This is a genomic window from Ochrobactrum sp. AN78 (assembly GCF_029909885.1).
GTDB lineage: Bacteria > Pseudomonadota > Alphaproteobacteria > Rhizobiales > Rhizobiaceae > Brucella > Brucella quorumnocens.
In genome coordinates this window covers 30,158-52,329 of record NZ_JASAMU010000007.1, presented here as the reverse complement: position 1 = coordinate 52,329, position 22,172 = coordinate 30,158, and the positions used below count along the sequence as shown (strand labels likewise).

The window sequence follows — 22,172 nt, the reverse complement described above, 5'->3', positions numbered from 1 at the left end:
ACCGATCCGCCGCATCATGATCTATTAAGCGAGTAACAGCTGGGCTGCTTCGAAGTCGGTTACGAGATGGGTGGCATAGCCCCCAGCCAAGACTGCGCGGATGGCTTCGACTTTGCGCGCACCACCGGCAACGCAGAGCCTGCGCGGAACACGGTGCAACTCATCAAGTTCGATACCAATCACGCGCTGATCGAGTTCGCGAATGACCTGTTTTCCTTCACTGTCAAGGAAACGGCAGATCAACACTGCAACTGCGCCATCCTTGGCATAGGCGTCGATTTCGTCATCGCTGGTGACGTCGGCAATACGCATCGTGCTTTCTGACGACAAGCCTCCGACGCCAAACACGATCATGTCTGATTGAGCAATTAGCTCAAACTGTTTTTTAAGAGCGGGCTCGCCCATCAAGGCATCGCGCAATCCGGCGCTGCTCAAAATGGCAGGAGCGAGCATATTCACACTGGTTGCTCCAACATTGCGTGCCATGATCGATGTGCAAAGCTCCGCCGCAAACTCACGCTTGCCCATGGATGAGCCCGTGACCTGAACGACGGTAAGTCCGTCCACGGGGCGCGGAAGCGAAATAGCATCCGCGATTGCAAGAACGGTCCGCCCCCAGGATACACAGATGGTATCTCCCGGTTTTATCATGCGTTCGATGAGGCGTGCGCCGCCGGTTCCCAACGCTTGTAGTCGCGCTTCAGAGGAAGCTGCTTTTTCGCTGGGAATGACGAGAACTTCGTCCAATCCATATTTGGCGGCAAGTTTGTGCGAGATTTCGGTACGTGTCAGAATTTCCGAGTTCATCAGAATCCGCACTACACCCCGCTGCCGCGCTTCCTGTAGGTAGTTGACGATTGTGGCACGAGAAACGCCCATCTTCTTCGCGATATCATTCTGGGTGAGCTGGTCTTCATAATAGAGCCACGCCGCCCATACGATCGCGTCATCAAACTCAGCCGGGATGGCATGCGTAGACGGTGTTAGATCGTCCGATGTCATACTGATTTCCTGATGTTAGCCGTTAATCTGACTCGCACAGAAACGAGTTTTAATCAACAAGCCAATCAAGGAAGTTGACTATTGTCAGTATATAGTGTCAATTGTTTCAAGAGTGAGGAAATGTCTTCATAAATTATTGTTTTGCCATGGAAAATTATATTTTCCGTGCGCGCTTGTCTATGTCTGCGGCTTGGAGGTTGCAGATCGCCAACTGAGGAGCAGGCAGATGAAGTCGAATTGGTCGGATGCGGATTTCAACGCAATTGTAGGTGCTTATGAGAAGGCGGGCATCAATCGCGATATTGCCATCCGTACATACACCACACGTTTACTGGGATCTGAGCCAAAGCTCGTGCTGCACGGTGGTGGAAACACCTCAGTCAAGACGGTGCTGAACGACCACGATGGTACTCCTGTAGAAGTGCTTTGCGTAAAGGGCAGTGGTTGGGATATGGGCAAGATTGAGCCCGCAGGATTGCCTGCGCTCCATCTTGAACGTCTCAAGGCGATGGTCAATTACGATAAGCTAAGTGACGACGATATGGTGATGTTACAGCGCCGCCTGTTGCTCGATCCGTCATCCCCCAATCCTTCGGTAGAAGCAATCCTGCACGCCATTCTTCCTTTCAAACATGTCGATCACACCCATGCCAATGCGATTGTCGCGCTGACCAATCAGCCAAATGGTGAAGCAATCATTCGGGAAGTGTTCCCGGAAATGATCATTGTTCCTTATGTCATGCCGGGATTCGATCTGTCCAAGGCTTGCCTGAAAGCATTTTCCGATCGCCCGGATGCACCGGGCATGATCCTGCTGAAACACGGCATTTTCACATGGTCTGAAGATCCGCGTGTTGCTTACGAGAATATGATCGAAGCAATTGATAGGGCCGAGAAGCGCATTGCTGTGGGCAATCCGCGGCCATTCGGCCGGGCGAGCAAAAATGAACACACGAAAGAGCTTGCTTCAATCGCTGATATCGCGCCGATTTTGCGAGGAATAATCGCGCTTCCGGGCAAGGAAGAAGGGCGTCCGCGCCGGTTCATCATGGAACATCGCTCGAACGATGATATCCTCGATTTCTGCGGTGCTCCCAATGTTACCGATCTGGTACGTCGCGGCAATGCAACGCCTGAGCACGTCATCCATATCAAGCGTTATGGCGTTTCCCTTCCTGCACCATATGCAAATGACCTTGAGAGCTGGGCGCTGATCGTTAAAGACAGCGTCACATCTTACGTCGCAGCTTATAAAGACTATTTTGAGCGCAACAATGCACGTGTTGGCGGCGACAAAACCATGCTCGATCCGATGCCTCGCGTATTTTATATTGATGGTATTGGTTTGTTTGCTGCGGGACCTACGCAAAAAGCTGCACGCATCGGTGCGGATGTGGCTGAGGCAACCATCGAAGTAATACGTGGCGCTGAAGGGATAGATCGGTTTGAGGCCCTTAGCGAAGAAGACCTCTTTGACATTGAATATTGGTCGCTCGAGCAAGTCAAACTCGCTAAGCAGACGGAGAAGCCACTAACCCGTCAGGTTGCGGTCATTACAGGTGGAGCAGGCGGGCTTGGGCTTGCTATTGCGGAGCGTCTCAGAGAGCAGGGTGCTGAAATTGCTTTGATCGACATCGATGCGGAGCGTGCGAAAGCCGAAGCAAAGCGTCTGGGCGGAAAAGCAATCGCTTGTGACCTGACTGATGCTGAGTCTGCCGGAAGGGCCATTGCAGACATCGTGGCAACCTACGGCGGCGTGGATATTCTGGTTTCAAACGCTGGTGCAGCTTTTCAAGGCGCGTTGGCATCTGTCGACGATGCTTTGTTCAAGAAGGCATTCGATTTGAACTTCTGGAGCCATCATTACATCGCCCGCGCTGCGGTGAATGTCATGAAGCATCAGGGAACGGGTGGTTCCATTGTGTTCAATGTGAGCAAGCAGGCCGTTAATCCGGGTCCTGATTTTGGCCCTTATGGAACTTCAAAAGCGGCACTCATGGCCCTGATGCGTCAATATTCTCTGGAACATGCTGCGGATGGGATTACGGTCAACGCTGTCAATCCAGACCGCATTCGCACGGGCTTGATGACCGGCGAAATGGTTGAAGAGCGTGCACAGGCGCGTGGCGTATCACCGGAAGTCTATATGCGCGGCAATCTTCTCAAGCGTGAAGTGCTGGCGGAAGACGTTGCGGAAGCATTTCTGCATCTCATTTCAGCGCGCACTTCAACCGGTGCGGTTGTTACAGTCGACGGCGGCAATGTCGCCGCGATGATGCGCTGATATCTGGCCATTTTAACCTGGGGACAGTGCTTGTAAACGCTGTCCCCATATCTAATTTTCTTCTCGTTTATTCTTCGATATCGACTTTCTCGAAACGATGCGAACCGAGCGGCTCCATCACATAGTTTTTGACCTTCTTGGACATTGGCAGCACAACAGTTGAATGGGCCAGTGGAACCCAAGGTGCCTGATCGCTGATGCTTGCCTGTGCTTCCTGATAAAGCTTGGTGCGTTCGTCCTTGTTCGAGCTCACGCGCGCTTTTTGCAGAATGTCTTCAAGTGGCTGGTAGCACCAATTGGCATTGTTGCTGCCTCCCACGCCCGAGCAGCTAAAGAAATAACTGAGCAGGTTGTCGGGATCACCATTGTCGCTGGTTCCTCCCAGAACAATTGCGCCATCGCGCTGCTTGTCGCGCGCTTTCTTGAGATATTCGCCCCATTCGTAAGAGACGATTTCTACTCCGATACCGACTTTCGCGAGGTCAGCCTGCATTAATTCCGCGGCGCGGCGTGCATTCGGCATGTAGGGGCGGCTGACAGGCATCGCCCAAATCTTCATTTTGAGGTCTTTGACGCCAGCTTCATCCAAAAGCTTTTTTGCAGCAACCGGATCATAGCTATATCCCTTGATGTCCCCATTATAGCCCCACATAGTCGATGGCAGCACGCTTTGCGCGACCTGACCCATGCCCTGATAAACGGCGTCGACAATGGCCTTGCGATCAACGGCCATGTTTATAGCGCGGCGCACCTCCAGCTTATCGAATGGCGCATCTAGTGTGTTCATCGCGAGATACGCGACGTTCAGTCCCGGCTGTTCCATCACTGTCAAGTTTGGATCGGTCTTCAATCCAGCAACGTCGGCCGGAGCAGGATAGGCCGCAACATGGCATTCACCGGCCTGCAATTTCTGCATACGAGTGGCGGCGTCGGTGGCTATCACAAAGATCAGGGTGTCAATTTTGGGTACGCCATCCCAATAATCAGCATTTGCAGCAAAGCGAATTGCGGCGTTGATCTGATAATCGACGAAGCGGAAAGGTCCTGTACCGACCGGCTTATGGTCAAGATCTTCGCGCTGACCAGCTTTCTCCAGCTGCTCGGCATATTCAGCCGACATGATCGAACCGAAATTCAGCGCGAGCTTTGCCAGCAGGGAAGCATCTGGCTGGTTCAGCACGAATTTGACTGTATGGTCGTCAACCTTGACCACTTCCTTGATGATCGCAGGCATGTCCATTGCATTGAACATTTCCCAGCCAGCACCAACGAAATAATTGTTCCACGGGTGCTGCTTATCGAGCTGGCGATTATAGGTGAAAAGCACGTCGTCTGCGTTGAAGTTGCGCGTTGGGGTGAAACTGTCCGTGGTGTGGAATTTCACGCCCTGACGCAGTTTCAGCGTATATTCGAGATTGTCATCGGATATGACCCAGCTCTCAGCCAGACCTGGAACCACATTCGTAGTGCCGCTTTCGAACTCGGTCAGGCGATCATAAATCGTCTCGGCAGAAGCATCCCATGTGCTGTTGGTGGTGTAGAGTGCGGCGTCAAAACCTTCCGGTGAGCCCTCCGAACAATAGACAAGTGTTTTGGCCATTGCCGGAGCCAGTGCTACTCCCGAAAGCGCTACCGCTGCTGCTAATGAGAGTAAAGTCTTCCGCATTCTTTGTGATTTTATTTTCATTTTGTTCCCTCTGAGTTGTTGGGCTGCTTTCGCCGATTATTCTGCTCGGCCGTCAGTTGTTCCGAGGCCTCGCGCTGGTGCCCAAACCGGATCGGGTTTGGTCCACAGAACTTCATTGCGGATCAGCTTCACGAGCTCGCGCGCATGAAGATCGAGAAATTTTTCGCCTTTTTCTGCTGTTGCGCTGCGTGGATCGCCCCAGGTTCCGGTGACGGGTGCGCGTTCAGCAAAGGAATAGAAGCGTGAAACATCTGCCGGCACATCAACAGGATGCCGCTGATTGCCAAAGGCCTGACCGAACATTTCGGTTTTTACGGCATCGCCAGCAATCGCCAGCATGACCGAAGCTTCGCCTTCGCAGGCGTGGTGCGGGCCGCTATCGACCTCGAAGATCTTTCCTGCTTCCTCGCTTGCCAGCATCCAAGGTGTGGTGACGACGATTGGCATTGCAAATTCGACTGCCAGTTCGCGTGCTGCAACCGCAAGCGGATCGATATTGCCACCATGGCCATTGACGATGAAAAGGCGCGAGAAACCGATTGCCTTCAACGACCGCACGATGCAACGGATGACGCGGCTGAGTGTTTCGTAATCAAGGGTAATCGTTCCGCCAAAAGGCAGATGGTGCTCACTCATGCCAAGCCACTGTCCAGGAAGGACGGCGATTGGAATTTCATCGGCGACTAGGCGTGCCGCACGTATCGATGCTGCCGAAGCACTGGCGGTGTCTGTAATGACCGGCAGGTGCGGACCGTGTTGTTCCAGCGATCCGATAGGCAATACGGCAAGGGCACCGGGTTTGCCAGCGATCTCACGCAGAGCAGGCGCAGTCATGCGCGCCCATTCAACTTCCTTTGTCATATCAGTCCTCTCTCAGTTATTCCAAGTGGAGTGTGTTGGGTGTGCCTTGGCTTAGGCGTCATGTTTGCCGGCCTCGAGCGTTGGTCCATAATGTGCATGGTCGTCCATCGGATTGACGCAATGTGACCCGATCAAACTGAGCGACAACCGCGCAGGAATGATTTGGGAAGATGCGAACACGACTTCCGATAGCAGGCTGCGTATCTGAACACCGAACGAAGCCATGTTCTTCTGAAAGACGCTCAACTTCCCATGTTTGTGGAGCTGCGGTGTTCACACTGACGGCAATCCCGAACCCACTGCCACCGGAACCGTGTGCGCCAAGGTCGGATGAAAGAGATTTTGAGCCCGCATCGACGATGAAGTGGTAGTCATTATGGGCAACAACGGTCGCGATTACTGAAAGTGACATATCATCCGCAGACGTGATGCCCAGTCGAAGTGCCGTGCGGTCGAGAAAAACGTAGTTGCCTGGGCGGATTTCGGTAATACCGGCAGGGATCTGTGCGCCGAGACAAGTCGGCGTTGCTCCCACAGAAATTCTTGACACCGCGACGCCTGATTTTTTCAGCTGTTCTGCAAGTTCCAACAATGCCTGCGCTTCTGCATTGGCAATATTCGCAAGCTCTTCGGCAGACTTGCTGCCATAAGAGTGCCCAGCGTGGGACAAAAGCCCTTCGAATGTGAGATGCGGGTGCTTTGCAATGCGGTGAGCCAATCGCTCGGCTGCAGGATCTTGCGGTTTAACGCCGACGCGTCCCAAACCAACATCGACTTTTAAAAAGACGCCGAGTTTAACGCCATGCGCTTGCGCCGAAGCCCCAATTGCTTCAACGCCTATCTCGTGTGCTGCAATGAATAAAAGTTCGGTCTGGCGAACCTTCGCGCTCCGCACGAGTCGGTCAATGGCTTCAGGCTGGACGATTGGATAGGCAAGGGTGACTGAAGGCACCCCGCCTTCAACGAAAACCAGGGCTTCTTCCGGTTTTGAAGCTGTGACGCCGATTGCGCCGAGTTCAAGCTGCCGTTGCGCGATTGTAAGATTCTTGTGCGTTTTGATGTGAGGGCGCAAAGCAACACCGGCTTGGTCGGCACGCCGTTGCATTCCCTTGAGGTTTTGCATCATGCGCTCGTCATCGATCTCGACATAAGGTGTCCGAAGGTCGGCGGGTATTGAGCGATTGAAAGCTTCGATTGCCGTAAGATCAGACAATGTTGTCTCCAACAATGGGACTGGCTGCACGCATCGCTTCAGCCAGCTAATTCAGCTGTACCCGAAGGTAGTCATTGCAGGTTCGCACAGCTCTGAAAGGCAATCAATTAATTTTCTTATAGGAAACATAATTTTCGCAAAAAATTCTGCAAAATAGCAGGGTCGGCAAAGGTTATTCGCTCATTCAGCTCGAAACTTGATGGTCTGCTGATCGACGAGAGTGGAAACCAATTCGGTTTCAGGCGTGGAGCAAACACACAGGATTTGCGCAGGTTCTTCGCTCACGCTGAGATAGGCGTGGCCTGTCATCGCGTCAAAATAAGCGGAGTCGCCCTTCTTGAGACGCAGCGGTGCATAGATCTCCGAATGCAGCTCTAACTCCCCTTCAACTACATAGAAGAACTCTTCGCCTTTGTGACGGATAAGAGGGCCAAATTCTTCAAGGGTGCGGGCATGCGCGACCGCTAGAATAGGTACCATCGCCTTCTTGTAGATTTCCGTGCAGAGATAGAGATAGTCGTAATTCTGCGTGATGATCGACTTGCCTTCGCCAGATTTAGTGTACGTGCGGCGGCCCATAACATTGGACGTGTCGTCGGCACTTGCGATCGTCCCAAAAAGTTCGGCTATGTCGATATTCAACCCCTGTGCAAGCTCGATAAGTCTGTCATAAGTGAGCTGCATTTGATTGTTTTCGACCTTGGAGAGGGTCGATACAGCCAGCCCCGTCATCGCGCTCACTTCGGCAAGCGTCCAATGATTGCGATTGCGAATGTCTCGCAGAATATCGCCAAGGCTGGACTTCGCATCATTCATTCTTGACGTCTCCAATTCGCCATCGGCTAGATCGTGTTGAGCGTGCGGTAAGCCGGGAGCTTATACGACGGAATAACCAATTCACTAACACGTTCGCGTAATCAATGTGCTCTTGAAATGCAATTCAATCCGCGAGGTAATTTATGACTAGCCCAGCGGATCGGCAACTCTTGGCCAATAAGGCTTTTTCAGTTTGGTAAATGGCAGATTTTCGAAACGAGGCTGCAGCGCACCTGGCGCGCTGACATAGAGGATTTCGCTTGCGATGGGTTCAAAACCGGCCCGGAAATGATTGCTGGATTTGACAACGATAATCTTCTTCCGTGACGGATCGAGACCCAATCCTGTCATGCATTCTGGGTGGAATGTTTGGGTGCGAACCGTGTTCAGAACGATGTCGATGCTTCCTGAGCTGACCCATACTGCATCGCCAATGCTGAGCGGCGTTGGCCCGAAACGCTGTGTAATATCAGATGCGATACGTCTGATTTTGACTGTAAGGTCCAGTGGATCGCCAGACACTTTTCCAATCTTGCCTCCGATTCTTAGTTCCAACGTCGCGCCTTCGCCTGCCTCGCGACACATGCGTACGGCAATCGGATCCCAGTAGAGACAGGAAGAAACATCTTCGATGCCGCGCTCAAGAATGCGGCGCAGGATGAAGGTTGAATCCCCCGGCGCTCCTCCGCCTGCATTATCAGAAACATCAGCTAACACGACGGGACCATTCTCGACCGCAATGGCGCGATCCAGCGCTTCATCGATTGTCAGGTAATCGCCGCGCATCTCCTCGCGTGCCACATATATTTCATGGCCAAAGCTTTCGGCAATGCGTGCAGCTTTGCTTGAATCATTGTCGGTGACAACGAGTGTTTTGGCTCCCACATCTGCAACGTCACCCCACGGAAAGCCATGGCCGAAAGATATGGCCAGCACACCGTCCTGCCCTTCCATTTCTTTCATGCGATCGACTATTCCACGCAGCGGCGCTTTGTGCGGATGGAAAATGCTGACAAGACGGCAGTCATAGGCAGCCATGATCGGTCGGATTTCACCTGCAAGCGTGCGTTCCAGCATCGCAAAGAGCTGTGCCGCAATCGTCTCGATATCGGTGTGCGGGTATTCTTTATAGGTCATGATTATAGAAGCATTATCGATCATGAGGTCGGTGATATGACAGTGAAGATCGAGTTCAACTGCAATCGGAATTTCTGGTCCGACGAGTTTGCGGACGTGTGAAATCAGATCACCTTCAACATCGTCATAGCCGTCTGCAACACAGGCGCCATGAAGCGCCAGCATGACTGCGTCGACCGGCATGGCTGCTTCCAGGTCGCCGAGAATGGTCTTGCGGAAGTGTTCATAAACCAAGCGTGTCGTTCTCCCGCCTGGTTCCGCCACCGCGCAGAGGCTCTCAACGACATTCCAGCCCTTTTCCTGCGCGGCATTGCGCCAGACGAAAAGCTGTGACGAACAACAGTTCAGAGGCCTTTGGGTCGCGTCGCCATAGGCGATAAGGTTTTCTGAAAAGGCTTCAAGCCCAGTCTGCATCGGTGAAAATGTGTTGGTCTCGGTGTCCAGTCCGGCGATGAAAAGCTTCATTCTGATCTCTTGAATGGAAGAATTGAATTTTCTAATAATAAAAATATGTTTATTGTCAGAAAGTCAAATTGATTGCTTTGAATGTATAGTCGTATGTTCACGGCCAATAGGAGTCTCTGCCTGATTTCTCCAAATTCTCATGATGGAATTGAGCCATGACTGACACAATCGTTCTTGGAGCCGGTATGGTTGGTGTTTCAACCGCTCTTGCGTTGCAGGAGAGGGGGCATCATGTGGTTCTTGTGGATCGCAAGGCGCCGGGGCAAGAGACCAGCTATGGCAATGCCGGCATTATCCAGACAGAAGCTGTGGAGCCTTATGCTTTCCCTCGTTCGCTACGGGAAATCTTGTCCATTGTTTTAAAACGCGGCAATGATGTCGATTGGCGAATGCGTGACATGCCACATCTGGTTGGCCCGCTGTGGCGTTATTTCGGTCAGTCGGCACCTAAACCTTATGCCAAAACTGTTGCGACCTATTCAAAGCTCATACTGCGAGCGAGCGAAGAGCATGCACGGTTCATAGAGCCTGCAGGCGCAAATGAGCTGATCGTTCGGAAAGGTTGGCGTGCCGTTTATCGCACTGCGGAGAAGTTCGAACTCGCGGCAGAAGCCGCCGAACGATTGAAGCAAATATATGATGTGCCGCACACGGTGTTTGGGATGAGTGAAATGGCATCGCTTGAACCAACGCTGCGTCGTCCGCTCGCTGGCGCTGTTCATTGGACCTCTCCGTGGACGTGCCGCGATCCGAGAGAATTGGTAAGCCGCTACGCATCACTTTTCGTTGCGCGCGGTGGAATATTTGTCACGGGAGATGCCGCGACATTGCAGCAACATATTGGGGGCTGGCGGGTGTTGTCGCAAGCGGGGGCAATTTCCGCTGAGAATGTGGTAATTGCTCTGGGTCCGTGGTCGCCTAAACTGCTTGAAGCTTTTGGTTACCGCATCCCTATGGTCTTCAAACGTGGTTATCATCGCCATTTTGCCGTTGAGCAAGAACCTCAAGTAGCGACGCTGGATATTGAGAATTCGACTTTCATCGCACCAATGAATAAAGGGCTGCGCATTCTGACCGGAGCGCATATGACCCCACCGGGAATTGTGTCGTCGTCTCGCCAGATACTACGCGCTGAAGCGGCTGCGGGCGAGCTTTTTTCCTTACAGGAACCTGTTGAAGAAATTCCGTGGTCAGGGACACGTCCCTGTATGCCGGACATGTTGCCGGTTGTAGGGCCGAGCCGACACAAGGGTCTTTGGTTCCACTTTGGACACGGTCATCAAGGTTTTACGTTGGGACCTACAACAGCTTCTCTTTTGGCCGAGCAGTTTGATGAAAACAATGTCGATCCGCTTATGACGCCTTTACTGCCATCAACACGAGATTGGAGCTGATGTTCGCTGGCTAGGACATAACCAAGAACTTGGCGCAATATTTCTGATGCCTATCCGCAAAATGTGTTTTTGCGGATAGGCAATTGTTGAAATGTTCTAGCTATTAAAAACGGACGCGGAAACCGAGTGTGCCTTTGTAGCTATAGCTGTCGCCGAAATTCTCCAGGCTTGTATTGACTGAACCTTCGCCATAGATCGAATATTTGTCGCTATTCCAGTTGTAGCTGCCGCCCAGACCGATGCCACCCCAGAGACGTTCGTTCTTGCTGGCGAAGCTCGTACCGGAGACATCGACCTTTGTTCCATCCAGGAATTCGTAGTAAACGTTCGCGATCCCATAGAGATAGGTTCTGTCGATAAGTCCGTTAGCGTTGTACCAGGAGTTCTGCTGTTCAAGAGACAATCCGATCCGGCCTTGCAGGCTTCGACCACGATCAAGACTGATGCGAGAATCGAAAGCATCATTGAAGCTGTCAAAATCAATGCTCGAATAGGTCAACTGAGCTTGTGGCGTGAGTGACCAGCTCTGGTCGATTACAATACGTTTGCCGCTTTCTGCGGAAAATGCATAGCCGAAGCCGTTGTTGCTGTCTGCCAGCCCCATATTGGCAAGATCGGACATCAGATCGCTGTCATACCAGGTAACTTGCGCTTGACCGTCGAGATAGAAGCCGTTGTCGCCATACCAGGTCAGCGTACCGCCAAAGCCATAGCCGTCCGTTGAAATTTCGCCGTCGCCATATAGCGAACTCGTTTTGGCTTTGCCGTGGGCATAGTGGACAGTGATCCCGCCAATCAGCTTGCCATTCTCTGTTTCAGCCAGCACGCCGTCGAGGCCTGCCTGAAGCTTGAGTGTATTAAAGCTGTAATCTGTTCCTGACGTAGAGAAGCGTGGATCGGCGTTGGTATGAGCGCCCTCAATGCGACCCCACACACCATTGCCCTCGATCAGGTTACCAGCTTCTGCCGCAGGAGCGTAAGGCGAACCGATTGGGTCGGCTCCTTCTGCAAGCATGACGTTGCCAGCGTTGCTCCAATAGCGGTTGCCCACACGCTGTTGCAGTGTCGGCAAGCTGTTTAGGCCAAGTAGGAGTTGTGGATAAGCTTCGTAGCTGGGAACTCCCGGCTGGTAGAGGGGAATTTCTTCACCATCGTCGCCACCGCCGTTTGTGCCGCCGCCGTCAGTCGGATCCTTGATGGTTGAGCGCAGATACCAGTCACCATCATTCGGGTTGGCTTTCCCGTTTTTATAGAGTTGATAGGCATAAGCACCACCTACAACTGCAGGCGCGCCTTGAAACTGATAATCCCCAAGCAGGGTAAATGTCGCATTGGACGCGCCGTTGATATCAACGATTTTGATGCCTTCGCTAGTCTGAGCGCCGCTACCGGCCATATTCTTGACCGCCAGAATGCCCGTTCCATTTGCATCGCCATTAACGACAAGCCTATCGGTGACTGAACTATCGTTGCCGAGTACCGTTCCGATCAACACTGTGCCATCATTTCCGGTATAGTTGCCGGTCACGGTCAGCGTCGTCCCTGCGTTTGGACCAAGGTCGACAATTCCTGAATTGCTCAGTGATTTGAGTGACTGATTGAAATCATTCAAGGCTAGAGTGCCCGTTTGAGCAACGGTGAAATTTGAGTTGGAACTGAAATAGTTCGTTCCGCCTGCCGCAAGCGTTCCAGCCTCGACAGAAGTCGCACCTGTATACGCGCTCTGCTTGTTGAGAACGGTTACGCCGGTCCCGATATGACGCACATCACCTGCACCTGAAATTACGCCGTCGAAGACAAGAGTACCAGACCTGTTAAATGCCAAAGTGCCGTTGTTGGTGACATCACCGACAATCGACCCTGACGTTCCGCCATCGCCAAGCTGAAGCAGCCCCGATGCAATAGTGCTGGCACGGTCAGTGTCGGGCTTGGTGGTTCGGGTGCTGGCGGTGGCAACGGTGGTTCGGTCACGGCTACCTCAAACGGAACAATTCTGACGGAAGGCTTTGCTTCATCTGGCTTTGTCGCACAATCGATTGGCGGTGGCGGCGGTAATGGCGGCTTTAATGTCAGTGCCGGTGTTTCGGCAGCTGGCGTCGGTGCTGGCTCGGTCAGCGTCGGCCTTGGCGGTAGCGGTTCAGGTGGTGGCGATGGTTCCATTGTTATTGCAAAGACCAATGCTAATATCGAAACACGTGGCGCAGCATCTACTGGCGTTCTCGCTCAGTCGATTGGCGGTGGTGGCGGTAACGGTGGTTTCAATATCACTCCGTCGCTGTCAGGCGCCGGGACCGGATCGGGTGCAATCTCGGTTGGCCTTGGTGGCAGCGGTGCTGGTGGTGGCAATGGCGGTGAAGTCGATTTGACCGTCAAAAATGATGTCCTTACACGAGGCGCGCAGTCGTCGGCCGTCGTGGCTCAGTCCATTGGCGGCGGCGGCGGTAATGGCGGCTTCAATGTGACAGCAGCAGGAAGCGGTGCAGGTACTGGTTCTGGAGCTGTAAGTGTCGGGCTTGGTGGAAGCAGTGGCGCGGGCGGCACAGGTGGCGAGGTCGACAGTCATGTGACCGGCAATTTGGCCACGCTTGGTGATCAGTCTACAGGCCTTCTCGTGCAGTCGCTTGGCGGCGGCGGTGGTAATGGTGGCATGAATATATCAGCGACCGTTGCGGTTGCTGGAACAGGCTCAGGTGGTGCTGCGGTGGGGCTTGGCGGCTCAGGCGGTTCAGGCGGCGCTTCGGGCGCAGCGACTTCTGTTCTAACCGGTGATGTAATCACTGAAGGTGACAGTTCTTCTGCCGTTGTCGTCCAATCCTTGGGCGGTGGCGGCGGCAACGGCGGCATGAATGTATCGGGCACGGTCACCGTTGCCGGAACAGGTTCAGGTGGCGTCTCGGTCGGAATTGGTGGCAGCGGTGGCGATGGTGGCAACGCAGGTGCCGCCGATAGCACCATTGATGGTAATGTCCAGACATCCGGCGATGATGCGAGCGGTGTTGTTGTTCAGTCTGCTGGCGGCGGTGGCGGCAATGGTGCCATCAATATTTCCGGCGTGGTTAGTGCATCTGGCAACGGCTCCGGTGCAGCCAGCGTCGGTATCGGTGGTTCCGGCGGTTCAGGCGGAACAGGTGCATCTGCTTCAAACAATATGACCGGCGACATCTTTACCAAGGGTGATCGTTCCGGCGGTGTAATTGTGCAGTCGCTTGGCGGCGGTGGTGGCAATGGTGGTATCAATGTAACGGGTGCCGTGAGCCTTGCTGCACAAAATAGCGGGGCTGTCGGTCTGGGTATTGGCGGTTTTGGCGGCTCCGGTGGCAGTGCCTCTACTGCAAGTAACGATCTTACAGGCAATGTCACGACACAGGGCGCAGATGCGACTGGTGTTCTTGTGCAGTCAGTCGGAGGTGGCGGAGGCAATGGTGGCATCAATGTCAGCGGCACGCTCAGCATCTCTGGTAATGGGTCGGGTGTTGCGGCTGTCGGTGTCGGTGGTTTCGGCGGTGATGGTGGTTTTGCAGGTGATGTGACCGGCAAGTATGACGGCATCGTTGTTACATCTGGCGACCGTTCTTCGGGTATTGTTGCTCAAAGCCTTGGCGGCGGCGGCGGTAATGGTGGCATCAACATTTCCGGCGGGCTTTCAGTGGCACCACAGTTCTCCGGTGCCCTCGGATTCGGCATCGGTGGCTTCGGTGGAAACGGCGGCGTTGCTGGATCTGTCGATCAGACCGTGATTGGCTATGTGGAAACCCATGGCGTAGATTCCATTGGTATTCTCAGCCAGAGCCTTGGTGGTGGCGGCGGCAATGGCGGTTTGAATGTCAGTGGGGCTGTTTCTCTGTCTCGGCAAACAAGTGCTGCCGTGGCCCTTGGCGTCGGTGGTTTTGGCGGTGGCGGTGCCGATGCAGGTGCATTGACAGCTTCAGACGTCACCGGTGGCGTGTTGACTTTTGGCGACAGAAGCTCGGCCATTGTTACACAAAGTTTGGGCGGAGGCGGCGGCAATGGCGGCATGACCGTGGCCGGAACGCTTAATCTAAGTCAGCAGAACGGCGGTGCTGCATCGCTTGGACTCGGCGGATTCGGCGGCGGCGGCGGTAACGGCGGCAATGTGACGAGCAAAGTGCGTGTCACAAACACCTATGACAACATCACGACCATTGGCGATGAAAGCATCGCTGTCATGGCGCAATCGGTTGGCGGTGGTGGTGGTACTGGTGGTATCAATGTCGCTGGTGCGGTTAGCTTGACTGGCCAATCGGGCGCTGCTGTAGCGCTTGGCGTTGGTGGTTTTGGTGGCGCAGGCGGCGATGCAGGTTCGGTTGGGCTTGATGTGATTGGAACCGTCAACACATTCGGTGACCGTTCCACGGGCCTTCTGGCGCAAAGCCTTGGCGGCGGCGGTGGTGTCGGCGGCACCAATATTTCCGGTTCGCTGGCTTTGACCAAACCATCAGGCTCGAGCACGATTTTTTCCGTCTCGGCGGGTGTGGGTGGCTTTGGTGGCGGTGGTGGCGATGCCGGTGCGGTTGATCTTTCCTATACTGGTTTGTTGACTACGCTGCCGCGCACCATCAACAGCGATGGTAGCGTTACGTTTAATGAAACGCAGGGTGCAGACGGCGTGGTCGCGCAATCGATTGGTGGCGGTGGTGGCCAGGGAGGACTGAATGTCAGTGGCGGGGTTGCGATCAGTGGCAAGCCGGGCGAAGGCCAGCCTGACGCGAGCAAGTCCTATGGCGTTCTAATCGGCATCGGCGGTTTCGGCGGCACTGGCGGCAATGCCAGCACAGTGGATGTCAATATCGGTGCAGGCAGCACAATTTTGTCCCACGGCAGCGGTCGATCCGGCATTCTGGCGCAGTCGGTTGGCGGCGGCGGTGGTAATGGCGGCATGAATGTTAGTGGTGGCATTGTTTCAGACACTTCGCTGATCGTTGGTATCGGCGGCATGGGCGGCAATGCCGGTTCCGCTGACGATGTAAAAGTGACCGCGCGTGCTGATATCAGAGTTACGACAGATCCTGCCGATTTTGGTGAACCAAGCGATCAGAGTTTCGAGACCAAACTGCGTAGTGTGGTCGGTAACTCGATTGTCGATACGACGGAAGGTCTGGTTGGGTCGTTCGGCCTGAAATCTCTTTTCGTTGATCTTGGACTCTTCAAAAGCGATGAAACCTTACCTGATACCAAGGGGGCGGCCGGTCTTTTAGCACAGTCGATTGGCGGTGGTGGCGGTAATGGCGGTCTGAATGTGTCTGGCGGCGTTGCCATCAGTAAGGACGGCAAGATCCCGTCCATCACTTTCGGTGTCGGTGGCTCAGGCGGTGCGGGCAATGTGTCAGGCGATGTGACGGTCGATCACGCGGGAACGATAGAGGTCGAAGGTAATTGGAAACACGGTATTCTTGCTCAATCCATTGCAGGCGGCGGCGGTAATGGCGCGCTCAATGTCAGCGGTCAGTTGAATTGGGGCAGCTCCAATAGTTCAGGTGGCGCGACAGATCTCAGTATTGTTGCAGGCCTTGGCGGCGACGGAGGAACAGGGGCAAATGCTGGCAATGTCGACGTGACATCAGATGGCGATATCTCGACTAAGGGCTATCATTCACGCGGCATTTTCGCTCAATCGGTTGGCGGCGGCGGCGGCACGGGCGGTATCAATGTGACCGCCGTAGCAACCAAAGACAGCTCGCCGGTTGGTATCGGTATTGGCGGCACTGGCAGCAATGGCGGCCATGCAGGCAATGTCAGCGTTTCGCGCGGGACAGCGCTAGAGTCAGCTGGCCTCATCATCACTGATGGATCTGGCGCACACGGTATTGAAGCAAGCAGCATCGGCGGCGGCGGCGGCGATGCTGGCATCAATGCGGTTTTAGGCGTTAGCAAGACCACGGGATCTGGTAGCAATAGCGGTTCTGAAGGGGATCGGAAGGAAACGGTCAACGACGGTGTGGAATCGTCTGCCCTCTCAGGCATCACCGACAAGATCGATACTGCGGATGCCACGACAGGAAGCGGCGGTAGCGGTAGCAAAAAGACGGTCAACTCAGCAGTTATTGCCGTCGGTGGGTCGGCAGGCAATGCCGGAAACGGTGGGGAAGTTAACGTCGAACATTTTGGTGATATTGTAACACTTCAAAAAGACAGCCACGGCGTCTTCGCGCAATCGATTGGCGGCGGCGGTGGCAATGCTGCTTTCAACGCTGGCATGGTGTTTGAAACTGGTGACGCTTCGAAAAACAGGGGCTTTGGTATCGCTATCGGTGGTGGCACTGGTGCCGGTGGTACAGGTGGCGATGTCGCCGTGAACAATTCTGGCATCATTTATACACAAGGCGACGGTTCGCACGGCGTCTTCGCACAGTCAGTTGGCGGTGGTGGCGGTAATGCTGGTTACAATATGCTTACAGCTGGCGGTGAGGATGGCAATATCGGCATCACAATCGGACGCACAGGTGGAACGGGCGGGTCATCAGGCGATGTAAAGATCACCAGCGATAGCATAGTGCTTACACAGGGCGACCGCTCGCATGGGCTATTCGCACAGTCTATCGGCAACGGTGGTGGCAATTCGTCGTCGACCTCTGTTTCCGTTACGACGCCTAAAGATGGCGATAAGACTGGTAACAGCTTCTCAGCGAGTATTGGCTTGGAAGGCGGACAGGGTGGAACATCCGGCAATGTTGCAGTTAATGCTGACGGTCTTATCTACACACTTGGTGAAGAGTCTCATGGTATTTTTGCCCAGTCCGTCGGCGGCGGTGGTGGTACTGGCGGTGGTGCGACGGGTTCGGCTGGCAAGGCAACTTCGTACTCGATCAATGTCGGTGGTAATGGTGGGACAGGTGGCACATCTGGCAATGTAGATGTTACTAGTAAGGCGCGGATTGCTACAGACGGTGCCAGTTCCATTGGTATTCTCGCTCAGTCAATCGGTGGTGCGGGCGGTACTGCAGGTTACGCCAAGGCCGGCACCTCCATACTCAGCATTCTGAAGAACACTGTAAAAGGCACTGAAATCGGTACGACAACGTCGATCAATATCGGTGGGACGGGCGGCGATGGCATGGCGTCTGATGACGTGACTGTTGCCAATGGCGGTGTTTTGACGACACTGGGTGATGGCGCTCATGGCATCATGGCTCAATCGGTTGGCGGTGGTGGCGGCAAGGGTGGATTGGTTGAAAACACAATTGTCAACCTTCGCTCGACCATTGCCAGCACATCCACGCTTTCTATCGGTGGAAACGGTGGAACAGGCGCTGTTTCAGGCAATGTCAGTGTTATCAACACCAGCGATATCGGCACTGAGGGCCAAAAGGCTGCTGGCATATTTGCGCAGGCTGTTGGCGGCGGTGGCGGCGATGCACAACATGTGCGCAATATCGTAGCCGGAAGTGATGCCGATAACAGCACACGTAACGCTTTGCTCATTAGTGGTTCAGGCGGCAGCGGTGGAGCTGCCGGCAAAGTCGATGTCAAGAATTCGACCGGGGCAAGGATCATCACTGATGGTGACGAAAGCCACGGAATTTTCGCGCAATCCATTGGCGGCGGCGGCGGTAACGGTGGCGAAGTTCTTTCAGTTACGGTGACCAAGCCTTCAAGCACAGCCAATAGCGAACAGGGCTTGCAATTGGGGATTGGTGGTTCCGGTTCAGATGGTGGCACGGGTGGTGCAGTCGATGTCGTCAATGACGGTTTGATCGTGACACGCGGCGATAAAGCTCATGGCATTCTTGCCCAATCCATCGGCGGTGGTGGCGGTAATGGTGGTTATTCCATTACCGGTAGTCTCGCTTTGCAAAAAGGTGCCGAAACCAATCCGTCAATGGCGTTGAATATTGGCGGATCAGGTGGCAGCGGAAATGCAGCGGGAACTGTTATCGTCACCAACACAGGTGAAATCAACGTGTCGGGATCACAATCCTATGGCGTTTTGGCTCAGTCAGTCGGTGGCGGCGGCGGCAATGGCGGCATGGCAGTGGCATTGTCGCTTAACGATCTGGTCAATCAGGCCAGAGGTCAATCCTACTCCAAGATCGCAATTGGTGGAGCTGGTGGTGATGGGGCTGATGGCGGAGATGTTACCGTCAATCATAGCGGGACTATCCGAGTCAGTGGTGAAAACAGCTATGGTATTTTCGCACAGTCGGTCGGCGGTGGCGGAGGCAATGCAGCACTCTCCATCTCCACGCCTGCTGTCATGGCAGCGGACTATATCATCTCGACATCACTTGGTGCTCGTACAGGCACCAAAGGATCGGCAGGGGAGGTTACTGTAAACAGCAGCGGTGATATCATCGTCACCGGTGCAGGCAGCCAGGCGATCTTTAGTCAGTCTGTTAATGGCGGCGGCGGCAACGTTGATACGTTCCTTGATTTTGCCACGGCGTCCGAAGGAGCGACAGCCGGTGCTGCTGCGGCTTCTCTGACGAGCAGCCTGTCACTTGGTGGTAATGATGTGGATGGCAACAACGGTGCCACAATCAGTCAGTCCCACCAGGGCGATATTGTAACGACATCGGATCGCTCTGCAGGTATGCTCATGCAGAGCATCGGTGGCGGTGGCGGTCTTTCGACAACTACGATGGCGTCCAGCATCGCCGGTGACTTCACATTGAATGCCATGCTTGGTGCGATTAACACCGATGATTCTTCCGGTGGTGATGTGATCGCAAGCCGCAAAGGCAATGTGTCCACCTTCGGTAATCTGTCTGGCGGCGGACTGGCTCAGTCTATCGGCGGCGGCGGTGGGCGGTTGGTTGTTTCTGGCGCTGATCGCAGCGAAGGTTCCGGTCAACGCAATGCAATCGTTACGCTCGGTGCAGATCCATCAATGCGCAACAATGGTGGCGCAATTGAACTGGCCCTTAACGGCACGGTTTCTACACGGGGAGACAATGCAAGCGGGCAGATTGTTCAGTCCATTGGTGCGGGTGGTGGCGAAGCCTATCTCACAGGCATCGATCATGCACAGCTGACACTTGGGGCAAGGGATGGGTCGACGGGTGACGGCGGTGACATTCTGGTCGACAACAGCGGCGATATCAGCACGACAGGTGCTCGTTCCCATGGTTTTGTCCTGCAAAGTATCGGTGGAGGTGGTGGTCTTATTGGTACAAACTTGGCCAAGACAAGCATCGAGCTTCTACTTTCTGGTGACAATGCCGGTAGTGGCGGCGCAATCGATTTCACCAATCAGGGCAACCTTGTTGTCACGGGTGCGGACTCGATCGGCATCCTCGCACAAAGTCTCGGCGGCGGCGGCGGTAGTGTGGATGGTCTGTTCCACGGCAGTGCTGGCGGTAGCGGTCAGGGCGGCAGCATAACACTTGATCTGACTGGCAACATCTTGTCCCTCGGTGAACGCGGCATTGCAGTTCTTGCCCAGTCTGAAGGCAAAGATGGTGCCGGTACGATTGATGTGGCGCTCGACGGCGTGATCATCGGTGGCAGCAAGGGCCAACCAAGCAATGAAGCAATGGTGGAAACTGCGGCTGTCATGATCGACGGAGGAACGGCCAATACGTTGGCATTGTCTTCAGACAGCTTCCTGATGGCACTCAATAACCGTATCATCAGCGGTAGCGACGGTTCTGATCAGGTTACGCTGAACGGACGCGCCGTTGGCAATATCGATCTTGGCGGCGGCGTCAATTCGATGACAGTGACGCAAGGTGCTTCGTTCTATGCGCAAAATGAGGTTAATCTCGGTGCCTCCGGGCAACTGCGTATCGACGGAAATCTTTATCTCGGTGGCGTGGCTTATTACACACCCAATACGGCCCTAAGTGCGCGTATGGCTGGTTCAGAATTTGCGGTCACGCAGAACGTCAGCCAGACGACAGCTTTGACCGGATCGCTGAGCTTTACCAATAATGCAACCTATACTGCGGATGTCTATTTCCGTCAGGATACGGTCTCGGGCGGTAATAGCGATCTGATCAATGTCACGGGCAATGCCACAATTGCGGGAACGGTCATTCCTGTGCTGCACCAGCTTGATCGCTTGCAGCCCTTGGTACTAGTGAATGCCAGCGGTGCAACTGCAGATAACGGCACGACCGTCGTGGGCACGGCTGTGATGAGCTATGAAATCGGATTGAATGGCCCGACAGGTGACGGATCATCAATTGATCTCATTCCGCATGCCGATTTCCGTATGATCGGTATGAACCGTAATCAGACCCTGACAGCCGAACATGCAGCGCGCGTGCTTTCCGGGCAGGGATCGGTCGCGATGGGGCCAATGTTCGCATTGATTGCCAACATGCAAACGAGTGGCGAAGTCCTCAATGCGATCGATAATCTCAGTTCGCAGGATTATGCAACGACTCAGGTCGATGCCCTGCAATCGGGATATCGTTTTGCGCGGACAATGGCCGACTGTGGCTATGACAATTTCGCGGCGCGTATGGGTGATAGCAAAAACTGTTACTGGATGAGTGCAAGCACTGGCCGACTGGATCGTGATCCTTCCTTCCAGAATCGCAGCTTTGAAACACAAAGCTCCGGCGTTTATGCGGGTGTGCGAATGCCTGTGGCAGAAGACCTTTATCTGGGTATCGGAACGGGCCTCGAAGATTTCAGCCTGAGCAGTGGTGATCGGTTCTCATCTGAAGGTCAAAGGGCTTTGCTCGGTGTGTCGCTTGCGAAATATAAGGGACCATGGGAACTCTATGGCATTCTCAATGGCGGAACAGCCCGATATGACAGTACGCGACTGATCGATATCTACGGCACATTGCCGGGCGGTGATCCGGTCATCGGCGGTACCGCGACCGTCAAACAGCGGATCAGTCAGGCCAATTTCCGGATAGGAACGGCCTATCGTTATCAGCCAACAGATGGTGCGGTCTATCTTCGTCCAGCGGTGGATTTCGATGCAAGCTATCTCTATTCTGGGAGCGCAACGGAGAGTAACAGTGCCTACGGACTGCAACTCGATAGCACGGGTCAGTGGGTTCTTTCCGCAACCCCATCACTTGAAGTAGGTGTCGAAACAGCAATCACCAGCTCGCTTATGATGCAAGCCTATCTGCGTGGCGAAGTCAGCTTTGCTAACAAGGACGATGTCTACATCAATGCAACTTTCGCTGGCGCGAGTGCCACAGATGGTACCTTCCGTAACTATAGCCAGTTCGGTGATGTGACGGGGCGTTTGGATACTGGCCTGACCTTCTATGACACAGCCAAAACAACCCGTTTGACTGTTGGTTATCAGGGGCAGTGGAGTGAAAAGACCGTTGGCCATACAGCGACGGTCAATCTGGGATTACGTTTTTAAAATGGGAATGAGAGAAA

At 54.2% G+C, this 22,172-nt stretch carries 9 protein-coding genes and 1 pseudogene; 3 read left to right on the top strand and 7 right to left on the bottom strand.

Annotated elements, in window-relative coordinates; genetic code table 11:
* Nucleotides 1-24: 24 nt before the first annotated feature.
* Complete coding sequence (locus QBD00_RS14420) at nt 25-1,002, bottom strand: sugar-binding transcriptional regulator (RefSeq protein ID WP_318579835.1); 978 nt, start codon at nt 1,000-1,002, stop codon at nt 25-27.
* A gap of 226 nt (nt 1,003-1,228) precedes the next feature.
* Between QBD00_RS14420 and QBD00_RS14415 the strand changes: the two genes are divergently transcribed.
* Nucleotides 1,229-3,286, top strand: coding sequence for a bifunctional aldolase/short-chain dehydrogenase (locus QBD00_RS14415; protein ID WP_318579834.1), 2,058 nt, complete (start codon nt 1,229-1,231; stop codon nt 3,284-3,286).
* Nucleotides 3,287-3,353: 67 nt separating this feature from the next.
* Here the strand turns inward: QBD00_RS14415 and QBD00_RS14410 are convergent, their stop codons facing one another.
* The 5 genes from QBD00_RS14410 to QBD00_RS14390 all read right to left on the bottom strand — a co-directional run bounded on the left by QBD00_RS14410 (nt 3,354) and on the right by QBD00_RS14390 (nt 9,465).
* Nucleotides 3,354-4,952 (bottom strand): ABC transporter substrate-binding protein, encoded by a 1,599-nt coding sequence (locus tag QBD00_RS14410; RefSeq protein ID WP_412535030.1) that lies wholly within the window; start codon nt 4,950-4,952, stop codon nt 3,354-3,356.
* 57 nt (nt 4,953-5,009) lie between these two features.
* Nucleotides 5,010-5,834: a creatininase family protein gene (locus tag QBD00_RS14405; RefSeq protein ID WP_151091697.1), complete on the bottom strand. Its 825-nt coding sequence runs from the start codon at nt 5,832-5,834 to the stop codon at nt 5,010-5,012.
* Nucleotides 5,835-5,892: 58 nt separating this feature from the next.
* The gene (locus QBD00_RS14400; protein WP_318579832.1) at nt 5,893-7,047 is read right to left on the bottom strand and encodes an alanine racemase; all 1,155 of its coding nucleotides are present in this window, start codon (nt 7,045-7,047) and stop codon (nt 5,893-5,895) included.
* Nucleotides 7,048-7,227: 180 nt separating this feature from the next.
* A complete protein-coding gene (locus QBD00_RS14395) occupies nt 7,228-7,863 on the bottom strand; it encodes a helix-turn-helix domain-containing protein (RefSeq protein ID WP_095444668.1) in 636 nt (211 codons plus the stop codon).
* 147 nt (nt 7,864-8,010) lie between these two features.
* Nucleotides 8,011-9,465, bottom strand: coding sequence for a M81 family metallopeptidase (locus QBD00_RS14390; RefSeq protein WP_318579831.1), 1,455 nt, complete (start codon nt 9,463-9,465; stop codon nt 8,011-8,013).
* A 155-nt stretch (nt 9,466-9,620) separates the two neighbouring features.
* Between QBD00_RS14390 and QBD00_RS14385 the strand changes: the two genes are divergently transcribed.
* Complete coding sequence (locus QBD00_RS14385) at nt 9,621-10,859, top strand: FAD-dependent oxidoreductase (protein WP_318579830.1); 1,239 nt, start codon at nt 9,621-9,623, stop codon at nt 10,857-10,859.
* 103 nt (nt 10,860-10,962) lie between these two features.
* Here the strand turns inward: QBD00_RS14385 and QBD00_RS14380 are convergent.
* Nucleotides 10,963-12,768, bottom strand: a pseudogene (locus QBD00_RS14380) (autotransporter outer membrane beta-barrel domain-containing protein); the annotation flags it as partial.
* Nucleotides 12,769-13,221: 453 nt separating this feature from the next.
* On the opposite strand from QBD00_RS14380, the gene QBD00_RS14375 reads away from it, so the two are divergent.
* Nucleotides 13,222-22,155, top strand: coding sequence for an autotransporter outer membrane beta-barrel domain-containing protein (locus QBD00_RS14375; protein ID WP_318579829.1), 8,934 nt, complete (start codon nt 13,222-13,224; stop codon nt 22,153-22,155).
* Nucleotides 22,156-22,172: the final 17 nt, after the last annotated feature.

Coding starts and splice junctions, on each gene's coding strand:
- QBD00_RS14390 (WP_318579831.1), bottom strand. CDS start 9,465: ATGAAGCTTTTCATCGCCGGACTGGACACCGAGACCAACACATTTTCA.
- QBD00_RS14395 (WP_095444668.1), bottom strand. CDS start 7,863: ATGAATGATGCGAAGTCCAGCCTTGGCGATATTCTGCGAGACATTCGC.
- QBD00_RS14415 (WP_318579834.1), top strand. CDS start 1,229: ATGAAGTCGAATTGGTCGGATGCGGATTTCAACGCAATTGTAGGTGCT.
- QBD00_RS14405 (WP_151091697.1), bottom strand. CDS start 5,834: ATGACAAAGGAAGTTGAATGGGCGCGCATGACTGCGCCTGCTCTGCGT.
- QBD00_RS14410 (WP_412535030.1), bottom strand. CDS start 4,952: ATGCGGAAGACTTTACTCTCATTAGCAGCAGCGGTAGCGCTTTCGGGA.
- QBD00_RS14420 (WP_318579835.1), bottom strand. CDS start 1,002: ATGACATCGGACGATCTAACACCGTCTACGCATGCCATCCCGGCTGAG.
- QBD00_RS14385 (WP_318579830.1), top strand. CDS start 9,621: ATGACTGACACAATCGTTCTTGGAGCCGGTATGGTTGGTGTTTCAACC.